Origin of the sequence: Nocardioides sp., from assembly GCF_025965415.1 — a bacterium.
In the GTDB taxonomy this organism is placed as follows: domain Bacteria; phylum Actinomycetota; class Actinomycetes; order Propionibacteriales; family Nocardioidaceae; genus Nocardioides.
In genome coordinates this window covers 35,340-53,176 of record NZ_JAOPWY010000164.1, presented here as the reverse complement: position 1 = coordinate 53,176, position 17,837 = coordinate 35,340, and the positions used below count along the sequence as shown (strand labels likewise).

The following is a 17,837-nucleotide window of genomic DNA, read 5'->3' as shown; positions in this document are numbered from 1 at the left end:
ATGAGCGCCTTTTTCCGTACGGATGACCGTCGTGGGGATGAGGGTCGTGGGGATGAGGGTCATTTGGGGGGGAGGGGGACGAAGTAGCTGGTGCGGCGGACGTAGTCGTCCCAGCCGGGCTTGGACCGCTGGCCCTTCTCGTTGAGCTTCGCCCCCGTAATCTCCGTCAGCGAGATTGTCATGAAGAGCGGCCCGATCAGCGCTACGACGCCTGCCCACGAGCCCGCCGCGACGAGCCCGATGCCCCACCAGACGCACGCGTCGCCGAAGTAGTTGGGGTGCCGGGTCCAGCCCCACAGGCCGGTGTCGAGCACCGTCGGGCGCTCGTCGCGGGGGCGCGAGCGGTACGCCGCGAGCTGGGCGTCGCCGACGACCTCGAAGAACACGCCGACCACCCACACGGCCACGCCGACCCACACGAGCGGCCACCAGCGGACGTCGTACGCCGCGGCCACGACGAGGGGGAAGGAGATCACCCACGCGACGACCGCCTGGGTGAGGAAGACCCGGAGCAGCACCTGGGCGGCGCCGGCGTGCCAGCCGGGCCCACCGAGCAGCTCCTCGTAGCGCGGGTCCTCGCCGTGGCCCTTCGAGCGCTTCGCGATGTGCCAGGCCAGCCGGCCGCCCCAGAGGGCGACCAGCACGGCGAGCAGCCACGAGTGGCCGTCGGGCCACACGAGCGCCAGCACGAGCGCGATCGCGACGAAGACCGAGCCCCACGCGATGTCGACCACCGCGACCCGGTCGACGCGCTTGCTGGCGGCCGCGGTGACCCCCATGACGACCAGTGCCACCAGGAGGGCGACCAGGGCCTGGGTCACCACGAGCGGACGGCCGGGAGGGTGTGGGCCGCGCCCGGGCGGACCGACAGGATCTGGTCGACGCCCATCCGGCCGTCGCGGAAGGCGAGCGCGCCGCCGACGAGGTAGAGGCGCCACACGCGGACGACCTCCTCGCCGACCAGCTTGCGCAGCCGCGGCAGGTTGGCCTCGAAGCGCTCGATCCAGCCGGCCACCGTCAGGACGTAGTGCTCCCGCATCGCGTGGACGTCGCGCACCTCGAGCCCGCCGGCCTCGATGAGGGCGACGGTCTCGCCGACCGGCCGCATCGTCATGTCGGGGGCGATGAAGGACTCGATGAACGGACCGCCACCGGGGTGCTTGCCACCGCCGGCGCCCTGCCGCGACATCTGCTGGACCAGGACCCGGCCGCCGGGGCGCACCCCGCGGCGCAGCACGTCGACGTACGTCGCGTAGTTGGCCGCGCCGACGTGCTCCCCCATCTCGAGGGAGCCGACGGCGTCGAAGTGGTCGCGCTCCGGCACCTCGCGGTAGTCCTGGAGCCGGATCTCGACCCGGTCCTCCAGCCCGCGCTCGGCGATCCGGGCGTCGATGAACTTCTTCTGCTCCGCGGCGATCGTCACGCCGGTGACCCGCGCGCCGAAGTGCTCCGCCGCGTGCAGGGACAGGGAGCCCCAGCCGCAGCCGACGTCGAGCATCGTCATGCCGCGTTCGAGGCCGAGCTTGGTGCAGACGAGGTCGAGCTTGGCGCGCTGCGCCTCCTCGAGGGGTGTCTCCGGGGTCGCGTGGTAGCCGCAGCTGTAGGCCATCTGCGGCTCGAGGATCAGCGAGTAGAACTCGTTGGAGAGGTCGTAGTGGTGGCTGATCGACGACCGGTCGCGCGCCAGGCTGTGGAGCCGACCCTTGACCCGCGCCTGGGACGCCGGAGCGGCCGGCGGGCGACCGAGCGCGCCGAGACCGGAGGCGGTGCGGATCGCGTCGACCAGCGCGCGGGGCGAGAGGCGTACGCCGGACAGGCCACGCTCGGCGCCGACCGCGAAGGCGTGCGTCAGCGCGGACTCCAGGTCCCAGCCGTCCTGGTCGGGGACGTCGAGCTCACCGGTGACGTAGGCCTGGGCAGCCCCGAGCTCGCCCGGGTGCCAGAGCAGCCGGCGCAGCGCGTCGGGGGAGCGGAGCACCACGAGCGGGGCGCCGTCCGGCCCGGCGACGGAGCCGTCCCACGCCTGCAGCCGGACCGGGAGGTCGCCGCCGATGAACGGCCGCACCGCCTCGGCGAGGCGGTCGGCGACCCCGGCGGCGGAGACCGCCGAGGTGGGGCGCGGGGCGGTCTGGGTCACTGGTTCTCCCGGGTGAAGGTGAGCTGCGAGACGTTGATGTAGCCACTGGCGAAACCAGCCTGGGAGTAGGCCAGGTAGAAGTGCCACACCCGCATGAACATGTCGTCGAACCCGAGGGCCAGCACGGCGTCGCGCTGGGCGAGGAACCGGCGGTCCCAGCGGCGCAGCGTCTCGGCGTAGTGGTCTCCCATCTCGAGCTGACCGACCAGGCGGATGGTCGTCTCGTCGCGGGTGATCTCGTCGATGACCTCCACGCTGGGCAGGAAGCCGCCGGGGAAGATGTACTTGTTGATCCACGTGTGGCCGCCGCGCGTGGCGAGCATCCGGTCGTGGGGCATCGTGATCGCCTGGATGGCGACCCGGCCGCCGGGGGCGAGCACCGCGTCGATGGTGCGGAAGTAGGTGCCCCAGAACTCGTGGCCGACGGCCTCGATCATCTCGACCGACACCACCGCGTCGTACGTCGCCCCGGTGGCGGCCAGCGCGCGGTAGTCCATCAGCTCGACGTGGACGCGGTGGGCGAAGCCGGCAGCGGTGATGCGCTCCTCGGCCAGCTCGAGCTGCTCGACCGAGAGGGTGATCGTGTGCACGTTCGCCCCGCGGCGGGCCGCGCGGATCGCCAGCTCGCCCCAGCCGGTGCCGATCTCCAGCACCCGGCTGCCGTCGGTGACGCCGGCCTCGTCGAGCAGGCGCTCGATCTTGCGGCCCTGCGCCTCGGCGAAGTCGGGGTGGTGGAGCATCGGGTCGGCGTTGTCGGTGGGCTCCGGTGGGGTCGACACCAGGTGGTCACCGACGGAGCCGGGGCCCTGCGGGACCGGGGTGGAGGAGGTGTCGAAGAGGGCGGACGAATAGCTCAGCGTGTCGTCGAGGAAGAGCGCGAAGAGGTCGTTGGACAGGTCGTAGTGGTGGGAGATGTTGGCCTGGCTGTTGGCCTCCGTGCTGCGGTGGTGCCCCGGCATGCGGGGCGTCACGAGGGCGCGCAGCCGCTGCAGGGAGTCCGGGATCAGCGTGGCGATCCGGGCCGCGGGCACGGTCAGGAAGCCAGCGAGGTCGTCGGTGTCCCACGCGCCCGTCATGTAGGACTCGCCGAAGCCGATCAGTCCGTCGCGGCCCAGGCGGGCGTAGAACTCGTCGGGTCGGTGCAGGCGCATCGTCGGGCCACCCTGGCCGAGGCGGCGGCCGGTGGGCTCCTCGACGACGGTCACCGCGAGGCGGCCGACGGCGGCACGGAACAGCCGTCGCGCCACGGCGGCGGACACGGCGGTGCGGGGACTGCGGACCAGCGGCTCGAGCCCGGGCATGCCCTGGCTGCGGCGCTCGGTGCCCTGCTCGAGGGACGGGTCGTCGGGGCGGTTCTTCTCGAGTGTCATTGCACGCCCTCCTGGCGGTGACGGGGTCGAGGGCGGATCGGAAGTCGGCGGGCCCACAACCAGATGCCGTGCGCCCGGATCTGCACGCTGCCGCGCAGCGCGGCGCCCAGCGTCGTGCGGACGGCGACGTCGCTGCGGGTGCCGGTGAGGCTGGCGCTGAACGCGGCGGACGGGCCCCCGGGTGCGTCGGCGTCGTGCCCGCGCAGCGTCACCGCCACGTGCAGGCGGTCGGTCGGGATCGGCACGGCGATGTCGTACGTCCCGTCCGTCCCGTGGAAGGGGGAGACGTACATCGCCTTGTCGGTGCGGGCGCGGCCCTGCTCGTCGGGGTGGACCAGGTAGGCGTGCCGGTCGCCGTAGGTGTTGTGCACCTCGACCACGACGCCGGCCTGGCGGTTGCGGTCGTCGAAGCACCAGAAGACGCTGATCGGGTTGAACGCATAGCCCAGCGAGCGTGGCTGCGCGGCCATCAGGATCGTGCCGGGCCGCGTGCCGGTGCCGAGCGAGACGCCGTTGTCGGCGAGGAACGCCTCGACGTTCTCGCGCAGCGTGCGCTCCGGGGACCCCAGGTGGTCGCGGGCCTCGAAGCGGGCGAGCAGACCGTGGTCGGGCAGGCCGTCGAGGTCGACCAGCCACAGCGTCGAGGAGTGCTCGAAGGTGCGCTTGAACGGCGTGCGCCGGGTGTGGCGGATGGTGGTCCGGAAGCGTCCCGGCGCCGGGACGACGTGGTCGACACGGGTCCAGGGCAGGCCGAGGTGGGTCGCGGCGGCCAGGCCGGAGCGCGCGCCGTCCTCGTGGAAGCCCCAGCCGTGGTAGGCGCCGGCGAACGCGATGCGCTCGGTGTTGATCTCCGGCAGCCGCCGCGACGCCGCCACCGACTCGGGGGTGTAGAGCGGGTGCTCGTACTCCATCCGGTCGATCACGGTCGCCGGGTCCACCAGGTCCTCGCCGCCGAGGGTGACGAGGTAGTGGGTGTCGGTGGGCAGGCGCTGGAGGCGGGTGAGGTCGTAGGTCACCGTGACCTGCCGGGACTCGTTGGCGGGGCGGTGAAAGTTCCACGACGCACGGGCGTCCGGCGCGTCGGGGAGCAGGGAGACGTCGGTGTGCAGCAGCGCCGGGTTGCTGCTGTAGGGCAGCGCGGACAGGAGCCCGCGCTGCAGGTCGCTCGGCGCCTCGAGCATGCCGAGCGCGTGGGCCGGGTGGGTGGCGATCACGACCGCGTCGAAGGCGGTGGTGGCGCCGCTGCCGTCGGTGATCTCGACCCGGTCGTCGAGCTCGCGGACCGACGTCACCTTGGTCTCGAGCCGTACGTCGGGCAGGGCCCGGGCGAGCGCGGCGACGTAGGTCCCCGAGCCACCCGTGACCGTGCGCCACTCCGGGGAGCCGAAGACGCCGAGCATGCCGTGGTGCTCGAGGAAGGTGAAGAGGTAGCGCGCGGGGTAGTCGAGGGAGGTCGCGGGGTCGCAGGACCACACGGCCGCGACCAGGGGCTCCATGAAGTGGCGGACGAAGCCGGCCGAGAAGCCGCCCCCGGCGAGGAAGTCGCGCAGCGTCTGGTCCGAGGTCGAGGTGTCGTCGGCGAGCAGCGCCCGTGCCCGTCGGTGGAACCGCGGGATCTCGAGCAGCATCCGCCAGTGCTCGCGCGAGCGGAGCGAGGAGCGCTGGGCGAAGAGGCCGCGCGCCCCCAGCGCGCCGGCGTACTCGACACCGGTGCCGGCGTCGCTGACCGACAGCGACATCTCCGAGGGCTGGGTCTCGATGCCGAGCTCGGCGAAGAGCCGCAGCAGCGTCGGGTAGGTCTTGCGGTTGTGGACGATGAAGCCCGTGTCGATGGCCAGCTCGCCGTCGGCGGTCGGCACCAGGTGGGTGTCGGCGTGGCCGCCCAGGCGGTCGTCGGCCTCGTAGAGGGTCACGTGGGCCGTGCGCGCGGCGACCCAGGCGGCCGTCAGCCCGGCAACACCGGACCCGACGACCGCCACCCGGCGCTGCGCACCGGCATTCACGTCGCCTCGGTCAGGTCGAAGAGGGCGATCGGCTTGCTGGACGGCTGCTCGGACCCGCCGTCGGGCTCGACGGTGATCCCCACGGCCGCCGCGGACGCGGCCGACCCGTCGAGGACGAGGGTCTGGTCGGCCTCGTCGGGCATCAGCCCGGCGGAGGTGAACTCGCCCTCGGGGGACATCAGCCAGAGCTCGTAGACCTTGCCCTTGGGAGCGGCGACCATGTCCTCGGTGCGGATGACCGCGCGGTCCTCGGCCTTGGAGCGGACCACGGTGGCCCGCCCGGCCTCACCGAGGTCGAGGAACACCTCCTGGGCGTCGTCGGCGCCGATGACCTGCTCGGCGGCCGTCAGCTGGGGCACCTCGTCGGACTGCCAGGGCTGGATCAGCGCCGCGCCGAGCCCGACGAAGATCGCGAGTGCCGCCGCGACCAGAAAGGGCATCCAGGCCCGCCGCCCGGCGCGCTGCTGTGCCGCGATGGACGCGGGAGTCGTGCGGGGGACCTCGGGAGGGAGGGGACGGATCTGGGTGATGCCGCTCAGCACCGAGTCGCGCAGCGAGGCCGGCGGGGCCACTGCGGTCGTCTCGGCCAGCAGCGCCGCGGTCTCGCGGAGCTCTGCGACCTCTGCCCGGCAGTCCTCGCACGTGGCGAGGTGCTGCTCGAAGCGGGCCCGCTCGAGATCGTCGAGCGCGTCCAGGGCATAGGCGCCCGTGAGCTTGTGCACGTCGCTCATGAGCCAACTCCCATCAGGTCTCGCAGGCGGATCAGTCCGTCGCGTATTCGTGTCTTCGCGGTGCCCAACGGGACGTCGAGCAGAGCAGCTACCTCCGTGTGGGTGTAGCCCCCGAAGTAGGTGAGCTCGACGGCCCGGCGTTGTACGTCGGTCAGGGTGGCGACCGCACTGCGGACCCGTGCGGCGTCGAGCGAGGCGTGTGCGGCCTCGGAGGTCTGGTCGTGGTCGACCGGAGCCGTCTGGCGGTTCCAGGTCTCGTCACGGGTGGTGGACGCCTCGACCGAGCGGACCCGGTCGACCGCCTTGCGGTGGACGATCGTGAGCAGCCAGCCGGCGGCACTCCCGCGCTCCGCGTCGTAGCGGGTGCTGGAGCGCCAGGCGTCGAGGTAGGCCTCTTGCGTGACCTCCTCGGCGTGGGCCGGGTTGCGCACGACGCGCAGTGCCAGGCCGTACGCCCGGGCGGACGTGGCGTCGTAGAACGCGGCGAAGGCCGCCTCGTCGCCACGCCCGGCCCGGCTGAGCAGCTCGGAGAGCCTGGGTGCGTCGCCCCCGGACGGGACGCCCTCGGGCGCCCCGTCCGGTACGGGCCTCACGTGATTCACGTCAGTCATCCTTGCGCAAGTGCTGCTCGGGTCGGGCTCGTCAGGGGACGAGTCACATCTGCGGCATCATCACCGAGTCGATGAGGTAGACGGTGGCGTTGGCGGTCTGCACGTTGCCGCAGACGACGGTCGCGCCCTCAGCGGTGAAGTCCTCGCCCGAGCCCTCGACGGTGATCATGTCCTTGTTGAGGGTCTCGTGCTCACCGGCGACGTCGGCCGGCGACAGCTTGCCGGGCACCACGTGGTGCGTCAGCACGGCGGTGAGGGCGGCCTTGTCGGCGAGCAGCGCGTTGAGGTCCTTCTTCGGGATCTTGGCGAAGGCCTCCTCGGTGGGCGCGAACACGGTGATGTCCTCGGCCGAGTTGAGCGTGTCGACGAGACCGGCCTCGGTCACGGCGGCGACGAGCGTCTTGAGGAGCGGGTTGTTGGAGGCGGCGGTGGCGACCGGGTCGTCAGCCATGCCCTCGACCGAACCCTCACCGGAGGTGGGGACCTCGGCACAGGCGGGACCGAACGGACCGTCGGCCATCGGCTCCTCGGACGGGGACTCGGACTCCATCGGGGTCTCCGACGTCGAGGCCGAGCTGGTGGGCTCGGACGCGGTGTCGGCGTCGCTCTCGCTGCCACAGGCAGCCAGGCTCATGGACGCGGTCAGCGCGAGGGCGGCGAGGCCCAGGGTGCGGGTGCGGAGCTTGGTGTTCATGGCGTTGCCTTTCGTTGGAAGCCATTCGAGGGGGCCGTGATGGCCCGCTTTCAGGAGGTGTTCGGAGCGCCCGGGGGACCGGATGGGTGGCGGATGAAGAAAGTTCTCCGGCACCCGGGAAATCGCCGCCGGGCGGTGAGTGGCGCAGGATCCGGAGGCTCAGAACCTGCGCCACACACCGCCCGACGGCAGCTGAGCGGAGCGGACACCGCTCGAGCGCACTACTCGACGTTGACGGAGATCTCCTGGAGGCCGGAGGAGCCCTCGGGGAACGGCGTCATCCGCACGTCGCTCTGGACGTCGCCGTCCTTGTTGGTGGCGCGGCAGGCGATGAAGTGCTGCCCGGGGCTCGCGTCCCACTCGAAGTACCACTGGCGCCAGTAGTCGTCGGTGACCTGCGGGCCGAGCGTGGCCGGCTTCCAGGCCTCGCCGTCGATGCGGACCTCGACCTTCTCGATGCCGACGCCCTGCGCCCAGGCGATGCCGCCGACGACGACCGTGCCGGCCTTGCTGTCGGACAGGGGCTTGGGGGTGTCGATCCGGCTGGAGAGCTTGATGGGGGCGTCGATCGCCCAGTCGCGCTCGGTCCAGTAGGCCTGCTCGGCGTCGTACGTCGTGAGCGTCATCTTGGTGATCCACTTGCAGGCGCTGACGAAGCCGTAGAGACCGGGCACGACCATCCGGGCCGGGAAGCCGTGCGTGCGGGGCAGCGGCTCGCCGTTCATGCCGATCGCGATCAGCGCGTCGCGCCCGTCGAGGGCAACGTCGAGCGGGGTCGAGATGGTCATCCCGTCGACGTCGATCGACAGGATCTGGTCGGCCTTGGTCGAGTCGATGCCGGCCTTGGCCAGCACGTCGGCCAGGGGTACGCCGAGCCAGCGGGCGCTGCCGATGTAGGGGCCGCCCACCTCGTTGGAGACGCAGGTGAGCGTGATGTCGCGCTCGACGGTCCTCATCGCCGCGAGGTCGTCGAAGGTGAGCGTGACCTCCTGGTCGACGTCGCCGTCAATGGTCAGGGTCCACGAGTCGACGTCGACGGTGGGGACCGTGAGGCGGGTGTCGACGCGGTAGAAGTCGGCGGTGGGAGTCCGCAACGGGCTGATGCCGTCGTACGTCTGCTCCAGCCCCTGGGGGAAGGAAGGCGCGGGGTCGGTGGCAACCGGCAGCGCGATGTCCGTCCCGCCGAGGCGGTAGGACGTCACCCAGCGACCGAGCGCCCCCATGGCGACTGCGGCCGCGGCGAGGCCGCCGGTTGCCAGCACGACCCCGCGCCGGCTCGGACCGTCGACCCCCGACGACGGACCGGTGAGGCCCTGGTCGTCGACGCGGTGCAACCACCACAGCGACGTGGCGGCGACAGCCGCGGCGACCAGGGCAGGAACGAGGTCGAAGGGGCCGGCGCCGGGACGGAGCACGGCGAGCACGCCGGCGACGCCGGCGAGGCCCACGACGATGAGCAGACCCACGGTCTCGCGCTTCGCCGCGACGATGCCGGCGACGGCAGCGAGCAGCAGGACGACGACGGTGACCGAGCCGACCAGCACCAGCTTGTCGGCACTCCCGAACTGCCGGATCGCCCACTCCTTGAGCGGTGTCGGCGTCAGGTCGATCACCGTGGAGCCGACCGCGAGCACGGGCGACGCGGACGGCACCGTGAGGGCGGCGACCAGGTGGGCGGCCGCGAGGCCGACCACGGTGGCCAGCACGCCGTACGCCGCGTGCCGGAGCGTGCGCGAGCGGGAGTGCGGAGGGGTCTGCATGGGACGTGTTCGGAGCCGGAGGGGTCATGGATGGGTGGTGCGGCAGGATGGCGCCATGACCGATGCGCCCGCCGAACTGGTCCACTACGCCGTCGCCGATGCCGTCGCGACCATCACCCTCGACAGCCCGGCCAACCGCAACGCGCTCAGCCGCCAGCTGGTCACCGAGCTCTTCGCGCACCTCGAGCGCGCCGGTGCGGACAGCGACGTGCGGGTGGTGCTCATCGAGAGCTCCGGCAAGGTCTTCTGCTCCGGTGCCGACCTGACCGAGGCCAGCACCGAGGGGATGGAGGCGGGGACCCGCCGCATCGTCGACCTCCAGCGGCTGATCGCCACCCTCGACAAGCCGGTCGTCACCACCAACCTCGGCGCGGTCCGGGCCGGCGGGATCGGCATCATCGCCGCCGCGGACGTCGCGATCAGTGCCGAGGACGCCACCTTCGCCCTCACCGAGGTCAAGCTCGGTCTCGCCGCGGCGATCATCAGCCTCACCGTGCACCACCGGATGAACCCCCGGGCCGCGGCGCTCACCACCTTGGGCGGCGAGGTGTTCACCGGCGCCGAGGCAGCGGCGTACGGGCTGGTGACGCGGGCCGTGCCTGCCGACGAGCTCGACGCCGTCGTGGCCGCGACCTGCGCCAGCCTCGCCACCGGTGCGCCCCAGGGGCTGCGCGAGTCCAAGCGCCTCCTCAACCGCGACCTCGTCGCCCGCATCGACGCGCTGGGCGAGGAGATGGCCGCCACCAGCACCCGCCTGTTCGCCAGCGACGAGGCCCGCGAGGCGATGACCGCGTTCCTCTCTCGCGGGAAGTAGCGCGGGAAGCAGCGCGGGAAGTAGCGCCCGACTGCATCCACCGGGGTGCCCGCGGCAGAGAGACAAGGTGACACCCCGACGAAGGAGAGCGCCATGGACACCCAGCCGCGACCGGGCCGAGGCCGTGAGCTGTCGGGCGCACGCATCGCCGTCGTCGGCGCCACCGGCGCACTCAGCGCCGTGGTGGTCGAGCGGCCGATGCCGCGGATCGTCGCGGCCCTGGCCGCCGGCGAGCAGGACCTCGGCGCGGACGCCTTCGGGGCCACCCGCCGATGAGCCCGGCCGACCCGGCGCCGTGGCTGTTGCTCGTCGCGGGCGTGCACCTGGGCTTCCAGCTGACCGTCGACCTCGTCGTCTACCCCGCGCTCGGCGACGTACGGCCCGAGGCGTGGGCGTCCGCCCACGCGAGCCACTCGCGCCGGATCACGCCGGTCGTGGCGGTGGTCTACCCGCCGCTCGTGGTGGTCCTCGGGTGGAGCGCCGTCGAGGACCCCGGGGCGCCGGGCACGTGGCTCGCGCTTGCGGGCGGCCTCCTGTCCGTCGCCACGACGGCGGCCGTGGCGGCACCCGCCCACGGTCGGCTGTCCACGGTCGGCGCGGCCGGGAGGCCGGCGTTGATGCGTCGCCTCGACCGGGCCGACCGGGTCCGCAGCGTCGGTGCGGTGCTCTGCGTGGCGGGAGCCGTGTGGCTCGCCGTCGGGAGCTGAGCGGGGCCGCGGACCCAGACCTGCACCTCGGGGCGGTCCGCCTCGGCCCACCTGGTGTGGAACGTCCCGTCGCGGTCCACCCGCTGGTGGCCCGAACCCACGTCGGGCCCCGTCAAGGCCTGCTGCGCACGACGAGGCGGACCAGGGACGGCGTGGCGAGGCCGAGGTAGGTGTCGACCGGGGGTGTCCCGACAGCCGCCTGGAGGGTCGCGCACACCGTCAGGTCGAGGGCGAGCGTGCGCGCCGTGCCGGTGGCGTCGGTGAGCACCACGACGTACGACGCGGCTCCCGCGTCGAGCGGGCAGTCGGTCATCGCACCCCGGAGGACCTCGGTGGTGGCGGTCGAGCGGATCGTCTCCGACAGCGGCGAGCCGACCTGCCACTGGTCGACGAGGGCGCGGCGGGGGCCGGCCCCGGCGTAGACGCAGACGTCGGCGGCCGTGGCCGGCAGCGGGAGGAGGGGGACCGTCGACTGCCAGGGCGATCCGGCGGTCTCGGTGAGGAGGTCGGCGGAGGGCCCGTCGGTGTTGGTCGCCGTCGTGGTGAAGCGGGCCGGGCACGTCACCGGCGCCGGGAGGGCGCCCGGCTGCCCGGCCGCACCCGCGGCCTCCATGAGGAGGGTGGTCTCCAGCTGGGCGAAGAGCAACTCGTCGCGGGTGCTGCACCCGGTGTCACCGGCGATCTCGGCCACGCGGCCGTCGGCCAGGCCGACCTCGATGCGGAAGAGCCCGGTGGGCCCGGGCGTCGACTCGTCGACGGTGCAGACGGGGCGGTCGACCTGCGCCTGGAAGAGGGTGGTGGCGACGCTGGTCGCCAGCTCGCCGGTGACCACGCCCTGCGGGTGGCGTACGCGCTGGGCGGCGCCCTCCTCGGCCAGCGGGCAGAAGCGCACCCACGTCGCCTGCTGCGCCCCGATCTCGGAGGTGGGGGCGTCGGTGCGGGCGACGCACTCGGTGCTCGCCGCAGCCGGGGCGGCCACCTCGTCGGCCAGGAGGCGGGGCACGACGAAGACAGCGGCCACGAGCACCGCCACCGCGACAGCGGCGCCGAGCCACGTCCCGGTGCGTCGAGCGTCCATGTCTCCCCCTGGGTGCTGCTGCACCCCATCCAACAAGACGGTGCGGTCGCAGGGACAGTTCCACCGATTGCCGGTAAGTCGGCGAGTGGGACCACTCCGCAGTAGGCTTGTCGGTCTGCCCGAGAAGGATGGGCAGTCGCATCAGGGGATGTCATCGGGGGATGAGGAGCAGGAGTGAGCGAGGAGCTCGAGGCGCGGGAGATCGCGGCGGAGCAGCAGTACGTCGACGAGGTCTACGTCCAGCTCGATGCGTCCACCCAGAACGCCAAGGCGCTGGCCGCGGAGGGACACAGTCGCGGCAAGCTGGAGCACGAGGGCGGTCTCGTCGAGCGCGACGCGATGGTCTTCCAGGCCGCCAAGCGGATCGCCCAGCTCGATGCTGCTCACGAGGGCCTGGTCTTCGGTCGGCTCGACCTGGACCCCTCGATCGACGCGCTCCCGCGCTACATCGGTCGCATCGGCGTCCGCAACGCCGAGCGTGACGTGCTGCTGATCGACTGGCGCGCGCCGGCGGCCGGGGTGTTCTACCAGGCCACCGCCGCGACCCCGCAGGGCGTCGTACGCCGTCGCGTGCTGCGCTCGCTGCACCGCACGGTCATCGGCGTGGAGGACGAGCTGCTCGACGACCAGGCCGAGACCGACCTCCCGATCGTCGGCGAGGGCGCGCTGATGGCGCAGCTCTCGCGGGCCCGCGACCGCTCGATGCACTCCATCGTCGCCACCATCCAGGCCGAGCAGGACCAGGCGATCCGCGCCCCGGGCAAGGGTGTCGTGTCGATCTCCGGCGGGCCCGGCACCGGCAAGACCGTCGTCGCGCTGCACCGTGCGGCGTTCCTGCTCTACAACGACCGCCGTCGCTACGAGGGTGGCGGCGTGCTCGTCGTCGGCCCGAGCGGTGTGTTCATGCGCTACATCGAGCGCGTGCTGCCCAGCCTGGGCGAGACGGCCGTCGCGCTGCGCTCGCTCGGCGAGGTCGTCGGCGGGGTCCGCGCCACCCGCCACGACGAGCCCGCGGTCGCCGACATCAAGGGCGCCACGCGGATGGCCGAGCTGGTGCGCCGCACGTCCCGCCAGCACGCACCCGGCGCGCCGACGAGCTTCCGGATCCACTGGTTCGACGAGACGATCGTGCTCGACCCCGGCCTGCTGGGCCGGCTGCGCCGCCAGCTGATGTCGCAGGGTCGCCGCAACCGCCAGCTGCCGCGAGTGGCACGGACGCTGCTCGATGCGATGTGGCGCCAGGTCAAGGGCGACCGTGGCCGCGACCGCGGCCGCGAGGCCTTCGACGACGACATGCTGTCCCACGACGGGTTCGTCGAGTTCGCCACCCAGTGGTGGCCGCCGCTCGATGCGCTCACCGTCTTCCGCTGGCTGCGCGAGCCCGAGTTCCTCGCCCGCGTCGCCGACGGCCTGGTCACCCGCGAGGAGCAGCTCCTGCTCACCAAGTCGTGGGCGGCGAGCGACCTGTCGATCGAGGACGTGCCGTTGCTCGACGAGCTGCGCTACGCCATCGGCGACGTGCCGCAGCGCACCGACGACGAGCGCGACCTCGACGAGACCGGCCTGCTCGAGGGCGGGGTCGACCTCCAGGAGCTCACCACGATCTCCGAGCGCGAGTACGCCCCCGGCGGCCTCGCCTGGTCGGCACCGACCCACCGGATCGAGGACGACGGCTATGCCCACGTCCTCATCGACGAGGCGCAGGACCTGACCCCGATGCAGTGGCGGATGGTCGGGCGACGCGGCCGCGCCGCCAGCTGGACCATCGTCGGCGACCCCGCGCAGTCGTCGTGGCCCGACGCCCCCGAGGCGGCCACCGCCCGCGCGGAGGCGCTGGAGGGCAAGGAGCTCCACGAGTTCCACCTCTCCACCAACTACCGCAACTCCGCCGAGATCTACGCCTTCGCAGCCGCCTACGCCGGTCGTGTGGGCCTCGACGCCGACCTGCCCGACGCCGTACGCCGCACGGGTGAGGAGCCGAAGGTCATCGGCCCCGTCGACGACCTCGAGGCAGCGGTCCGGTCCGCCGTGGCGGAGACTGCCGGGCGCGTCGAGGGCACCGTCGGCGTCGTCGTGCCGGTGGCGCGACGGTCCGAGGTCAACGCCTGGCTCGCGTCGTGGCCGGAGCTCGCCGAGCACGCTCCCGGCGCCCGCGCCGCGGTCGACTCCAGCGTCACCCCGAGCGGCGAGGACCGCATCGTGGTGCTCACCGGCCTCGACACCAAGGGCCTGGAGTTCGACGGCATCGTGGTGGTCCGGCCGCAGGAGATCGAGGACGAGTCGGCCACCGGCCGCTCGACCCTCTACGTCGTGCTCACCCGCGCGACGCAGCTGCTGACGATCCTCAGCTGAGGTCGGGGTCGGGCAGCACCGGCCCGGCCGCCGCAGCAGGCCGCCCGAGACCGGCGACCGCGCCCAGCACGAGCACGATCCCGACGACCGCCACCGGTCCCAGCGCCTCCTCCAGCACGACCGCGGCGACCACCGCGGCGGTCACCGGCTCGACCAGGCTGGCCGTCACGGCGGTGCTCGGCGCGACGACCCGCAGGCCGGAGTAGAGCAGGACGTAGGCCAGCGCCATCGTGAGCGCCCCGAGGTAGAGCAGCCACGCCAGCGCGGCCGGGTCGGTGGTGACGCGCGGCCCGTCGACGAGGGCCAGGCAGGGCAGCAGGACCGCGGCCCCGACGAGCGTCATCCCGCTGGTGAGCACCAGCGGCGACGTCGTACGGCTGATGGAGCCGCCGGCGGCCGTCGTCAGGGCGTACGTCGTCCCCGACGCGACGGCGAGCAGCACCCCGGCGACCGGGGCCGGTCCGGTCGAGGACTCGTGGCCCGCCACGCTGACCAGCAGCAGGCCGGTCAGCGCCGCGACCAGCACGGCGACGCGCGACGCCGTCGGGGCGCGCCGGTGCCGGACCGACTCGGCGACGGTCAGCAGCACCGGCGCGAGGCCGAGGCTGACCACGGTCGAGACGGCGACCCCGACCTGGGTGACGGAGACGAAGTAGAAGCCCTGGTAGGCCGCGGTCCCCACGCCGACGACCAGCAGCTGGCGTGGGCGGGCACGGGCGAGGGCGAGGAGCTCACCGCCGCGGCGCAGCGCGAGCAGAGCGACCAGCAGGACGGCGGCGGCGATGGCCATCCGCCAGGCACTGATCGTCACCGGAGACAGCGACTCGTGCTCGCGGATGAGCTGCACCGCCAGCCCGCCGGTGCCCCACATGACACTCGCGGCGCCGACCTCGAGCAGGCCGCGGAGGTGGGAGGGCTGGTCCACGGAGGAGGCGTACGGCTCCGCGGTCATGCGCCGGATTGTGTCAGCCCGGCCACCGGCCCCCGGCGACACCCGGGTTTCGGCCGCTGTCTCCTAGGCTGCGCGCCATGGCTTCTTCATCTCAGGCGGGTGGTCGGGTCCTCGTCACGGGCGGCGCCGGCTTCATCGGTACGACGCTGGCGCGCGAGCTCGCGGACTCCGCCGAGCAGTGGGTCGTCCTCGACAACCTGCACCCGCAGGTGCACCCCGGCTCGGAGCCGCCGAAGGACCTGCCGGACTCCGTCGACCTGCGCATCGGCGACGTCACCAGCGCCGACGACCTCGACGCGGTCGTCGCCGAACTGCGCCCCGACACGGTCGTGCACCTCGCGGCCGAGACGGGCACCGCGCAGTCGCTCGCGGAGAGCACGCGGCACGGCATGGTCAACGTCGTCGGCACGACGCAGCTGCTCGACGCGCTGACCCGCGCCGGCCACGTCCCGAGCCACTTCGTGCTGACCAGCTCGCGCGCGGTCTACGGCGAGGGCGTGTGGCGCAACGGCGACGGCACCCTGTTCCAGCCCGGCCTCCGGACGCACGCACAGCTCGAGGCGGGGAAGTGGGACCACGGCGACGGCGCCGCGCACGTGCCCAACACGGTGGCGGGCACCCACCCGAACCCGATCAACGTCTACGGCGCCACCAAGCTCGCGCAGGAGCAGATCCTCTCCGCGTGGACCGGCTCCCACGACACCCGGCTGTCGGTGCTCCGGCTGCAGAACGTCTACGGCCCGCGCCAGTCGCTCTCCAACCCCTACACGGGCATCGTCTCGCTCTTCTCGCGGCTGGCTCGCGAAGGCCAGTCGATCCCGCTCTACGAGGACGGCGACATCACCCGCGACTTCGTCTACATCGACGACGTGGTCAGTGCGCTCGTCGCCGCGATCGCCTTCAAGCCCGCCGACCACATCCGCACGGTCGACGTCGGGAGCGGCGTGCGGACGACGATCGGTGACCTCGCTCGCGAGATCGCGCGCTACCACTCCGCGCCGGAGCCGCACGTTACCGGCCAGTACCGCGACGGCGACGTCCGGCACGCCTCGTGCGACGTCGAGACGACGCTCCGCCAGCTGGACTGGCAGCCCCGCGTCAGCCTCCGCGACGGTGTCGCCGGCCTCCAGGAGTGGATCGCGACCCAGCTCGACTGAGACCAGACGTCAGTGCGTCGTGGCGCTGGAGGCTTCCCGCGGCAACGTTGGGGGCGCCTCGTGCTCCAGGGCACGGTGGTCCGCTGAGTGAGCGATGAGGACGCGCTGGCGCGGCAGTGCGGCGATGAGAGCCAGCGACCACCATCCGAGTGGCACGGTGAACATGGGTTCTGTGATGCCGGACACCAGGAGAGCGACGAGCACCAGCACTGCGAGCCGCCCGGCAGCCGGATCGGTGCTCGCACCGTGTAGCCCGGCCCGCGTGACGCCTCGCGCCGCGTAGGCGATCATCAGCACGGCCAGTGCCACGCCTAGCAGGCCCAGCTCCGGAAGCACGTCGACGAAGAGGTTGTGGCCATGTGAGAGCGAGTACCCAGCCCGGTCGTAGATGTCCTGCGCGACCTCGTTGAGCGGCACCATGCTCCAAGGATGCGTCCAGACCGCTCCCCATCCCGAGCCCACGAGGGGCGAGGTGTCCATAGTCGTGTCCCACGCGGCCCGCCAGAAGGGAGCACGGCCCGAGAAGCTGGACAGCTCCTTGCCCAGGACCCCGACGATCACCAACATCCCGCCGGTCAGGAGGGCCGCCAGGATCCCGCCGCCCGCGAGCAGCCAGCTGCGTTGCCGGGTCCGCAGGACGGGCCATGCTCGGACGAGGCCGAGTGCGAGCAGCACGGTCAGGACGGTCAGGAACCCCGTGCCCGACTGTGCGAGGTAAATCCCGTAGCCGTTAACGACGACGACCACTGACCACACGGCGGCGAACGCGAGGCGGCGAGGGGGACGGGCCGCGAGTATCGCGGCCAGGGATATGCTCAAGGTGTAGGCGAGAATGTTCTCGTTCGTGCCCACCCCGGCGAACTCCGCCCCGCCGATCAGGGCTTGCGAGGCCCCCCACATCTGCTCCTCATAGGCGTGGATCGAGAGTGCGACGACGACGACGCCTCCCACGCCCATTCCCCAGCACACCACCGCCGGCTCGCAGTTGGCGGCGATCGCGAGGGCAATCAGGGTGAGCTTGACGTAGAGCAGCGACGTGTAGTCGGTGAGGTGCGGATCGATAGTCCAGGCGAGGGAAAGATATGTCGCGGCGTGGAACACGATCCACGGCAACGGGACTCTGGGGAGGCGCGCCCACGGCAGAGTGATCACAAGGGCGACCCCCGTCCAGAGGACGGACTTTTCCAGCGAGAGGTGGAAGCCCGGCACGTACACGAGCGGGTTGGACATCCAGAAGAAGACCGCGGTGATCACAAGGACCCACAGCCAACCGCGGACGGACCCCAGCGCTGCCCGCGGGCGCATGTCGTGCCACGCGATCGCGGACGCGAGGGCTGTCCTGAATCGGGGCGCCGCACTGTCCGTGAGTGCATGCTGGGCCATGGATGTTGCTCCGGAGTTCTGGTGGGTGCGTGAGGTCCTGAGAGACCGGCGCACAGCCTACGGCTGCATGCGGCGTCGTGAGGGTTCG

Annotated in this window: 16 protein-coding genes; 5 read left to right on the top strand and 11 right to left on the bottom strand. The window is 72.5% G+C overall.

What is annotated here, in order from left to right; genetic code table 11:
* Positions 1 to 59: 59 nt before the first annotated feature.
* From JWN97_RS17015 to JWN97_RS16980, 8 genes are all read right to left on the bottom strand, one after another.
* On the bottom strand, positions 60 to 821 hold the full coding sequence (locus tag JWN97_RS17015; protein ID WP_297625348.1) for a DUF1295 domain-containing protein: 762 nt from the start codon (positions 819 to 821) through the stop codon (positions 60 to 62).
* Entirely contained in the window at positions 818 to 2,137 is a 1,320-nt protein-coding gene (locus JWN97_RS17010) for a cyclopropane-fatty-acyl-phospholipid synthase family protein (protein ID WP_297625345.1), read from the bottom strand. Before JWN97_RS17010 ends, JWN97_RS17015 begins: the two co-directional genes overlap by 4 nt.
* Positions 2,134 to 3,507 (bottom strand): cyclopropane-fatty-acyl-phospholipid synthase family protein, encoded by a 1,374-nt coding sequence (locus tag JWN97_RS17005; protein WP_297625343.1) that lies wholly within the window; start codon positions 3,505 to 3,507, stop codon positions 2,134 to 2,136. Before JWN97_RS17005 ends, JWN97_RS17010 begins: the two co-directional genes overlap by 4 nt.
* Complete coding sequence (locus JWN97_RS17000; RefSeq protein ID WP_297625340.1) at positions 3,504 to 5,510, bottom strand: FAD-dependent oxidoreductase; 2,007 nt, start codon at positions 5,508 to 5,510, stop codon at positions 3,504 to 3,506. Before JWN97_RS17000 ends, JWN97_RS17005 begins: the two co-directional genes overlap by 4 nt.
* A complete protein-coding gene (locus JWN97_RS16995) occupies positions 5,507 to 6,241 on the bottom strand; it encodes an anti-sigma factor (protein ID WP_297625337.1) in 735 nt (244 codons plus the stop codon). The genes JWN97_RS17000 and JWN97_RS16995 overlap by 4 nt, the downstream gene beginning before the upstream one ends.
* On the bottom strand, positions 6,238 to 6,852 hold the full coding sequence (sigK, locus tag JWN97_RS16990; RefSeq protein WP_363321307.1) for an ECF RNA polymerase sigma factor SigK: 615 nt from the start codon (positions 6,850 to 6,852) through the stop codon (positions 6,238 to 6,240). Before sigK ends, JWN97_RS16995 begins: the two co-directional genes overlap by 4 nt.
* A 43-nt stretch (positions 6,853 to 6,895) precedes the next feature.
* Positions 6,896 to 7,546: a fasciclin domain-containing protein gene (locus tag JWN97_RS16985; RefSeq protein ID WP_297625331.1), complete on the bottom strand. Its 651-nt coding sequence runs from the start codon at positions 7,544 to 7,546 to the stop codon at positions 6,896 to 6,898.
* Between the two features lie 221 nt (positions 7,547 to 7,767).
* Positions 7,768 to 9,306 (bottom strand): molybdopterin-dependent oxidoreductase, encoded by a 1,539-nt coding sequence (locus JWN97_RS16980; RefSeq protein ID WP_297625328.1) that lies wholly within the window; start codon positions 9,304 to 9,306, stop codon positions 7,768 to 7,770.
* Positions 9,307 to 9,361: 55 nt separating this feature from the next.
* Between JWN97_RS16980 and JWN97_RS16975 the strand changes: the two genes are divergently transcribed.
* From JWN97_RS16975 to JWN97_RS16965, 3 genes are all read left to right on the top strand, one after another.
* Positions 9,362 to 10,120: an enoyl-CoA hydratase-related protein gene (locus JWN97_RS16975; RefSeq protein ID WP_297625325.1), complete on the top strand. Its 759-nt coding sequence runs from the start codon at positions 9,362 to 9,364 to the stop codon at positions 10,118 to 10,120.
* A 93-nt stretch (positions 10,121 to 10,213) separates the two neighbouring features.
* The gene (locus tag JWN97_RS16970) at positions 10,214 to 10,396 is read left to right on the top strand and encodes a hypothetical protein (protein WP_297625322.1); all 183 of its coding nucleotides are present in this window, start codon (positions 10,214 to 10,216) and stop codon (positions 10,394 to 10,396) included.
* Positions 10,393 to 10,827, top strand: a complete 435-nt coding sequence (locus JWN97_RS16965; RefSeq protein ID WP_297625318.1) for a hypothetical protein — start codon at positions 10,393 to 10,395, stop codon at positions 10,825 to 10,827. The genes JWN97_RS16970 and JWN97_RS16965 overlap by 4 nt, the downstream gene beginning before the upstream one ends.
* Before the next feature lie 112 nt (positions 10,828 to 10,939).
* Here JWN97_RS16965 and JWN97_RS16960 read toward each other — a convergent pair whose 3' ends face one another.
* Positions 10,940 to 11,905 (bottom strand): hypothetical protein, encoded by a 966-nt coding sequence (locus JWN97_RS16960; RefSeq protein ID WP_297625315.1) that lies wholly within the window; start codon positions 11,903 to 11,905, stop codon positions 10,940 to 10,942.
* 174 nt (positions 11,906 to 12,079) lie between these two features.
* On the opposite strand from JWN97_RS16960, the gene JWN97_RS16955 reads away from it, so the two are divergent.
* Positions 12,080 to 14,257: a UvrD-helicase domain-containing protein gene (locus JWN97_RS16955; protein WP_297625313.1), complete on the top strand. Its 2,178-nt coding sequence runs from the start codon at positions 12,080 to 12,082 to the stop codon at positions 14,255 to 14,257.
* Here the strand turns inward: JWN97_RS16955 and JWN97_RS16950 are convergent.
* Positions 14,250 to 15,209, bottom strand: a complete 960-nt coding sequence (locus tag JWN97_RS16950) for a DMT family transporter (protein WP_297625310.1) — start codon at positions 15,207 to 15,209, stop codon at positions 14,250 to 14,252. The genes JWN97_RS16955 and JWN97_RS16950 overlap by 8 nt on opposite strands.
* A gap of 77 nt (positions 15,210 to 15,286) precedes the next feature.
* Here JWN97_RS16950 and JWN97_RS16945 point away from each other — a divergent pair, with 77 nt between their 5' ends.
* Entirely contained in the window at positions 15,287 to 16,366 is a 1,080-nt protein-coding gene (locus JWN97_RS16945) for an NAD-dependent epimerase/dehydratase family protein (protein ID WP_297625307.1), read from the top strand.
* Between the two features lie 9 nt (positions 16,367 to 16,375).
* Here the strand turns inward: JWN97_RS16945 and JWN97_RS16940 are convergent, their stop codons facing one another.
* Positions 16,376 to 17,620 (bottom strand): O-antigen ligase family protein, encoded by a 1,245-nt coding sequence (locus tag JWN97_RS16940; RefSeq protein ID WP_297625303.1) that lies wholly within the window; start codon positions 17,618 to 17,620, stop codon positions 16,376 to 16,378.
* Positions 17,621 to 17,837 lie beyond the last annotated feature (217 nt).

Coding starts and splice junctions, on each gene's coding strand:
- JWN97_RS17005 (WP_297625343.1), bottom strand. CDS start 3,507: ATGACACTCGAGAAGAACCGCCCCGACGACCCGTCCCTCGAGCAGGGC.
- JWN97_RS16995 (WP_297625337.1), bottom strand. CDS start 6,241: ATGAGCGACGTGCACAAGCTCACGGGCGCCTATGCCCTGGACGCGCTC.
- sigK (WP_363321307.1), bottom strand. CDS start 6,852: ATGACTGACGTGAATCACGTGAGGCCCGTACCGGACGGGGCGCCCGAG.
- JWN97_RS16985 (WP_297625331.1), bottom strand. CDS start 7,546: ATGAACACCAAGCTCCGCACCCGCACCCTGGGCCTCGCCGCCCTCGCG.
- JWN97_RS16980 (WP_297625328.1), bottom strand. CDS start 9,306: ATGCAGACCCCTCCGCACTCCCGCTCGCGCACGCTCCGGCACGCGGCG.
- JWN97_RS16975 (WP_297625325.1), top strand. CDS start 9,362: ATGACCGATGCGCCCGCCGAACTGGTCCACTACGCCGTCGCCGATGCC.
- JWN97_RS16970 (WP_297625322.1), top strand. CDS start 10,214: ATGGACACCCAGCCGCGACCGGGCCGAGGCCGTGAGCTGTCGGGCGCA.
- JWN97_RS16965 (WP_297625318.1), top strand. CDS start 10,393: ATGAGCCCGGCCGACCCGGCGCCGTGGCTGTTGCTCGTCGCGGGCGTG.
- JWN97_RS16960 (WP_297625315.1), bottom strand. CDS start 11,905: ATGGACGCTCGACGCACCGGGACGTGGCTCGGCGCCGCTGTCGCGGTG.
- JWN97_RS16950 (WP_297625310.1), bottom strand. CDS start 15,209: ATGACCGCGGAGCCGTACGCCTCCTCCGTGGACCAGCCCTCCCACCTC.
- JWN97_RS16945 (WP_297625307.1), top strand. CDS start 15,287: ATGGCTTCTTCATCTCAGGCGGGTGGTCGGGTCCTCGTCACGGGCGGC.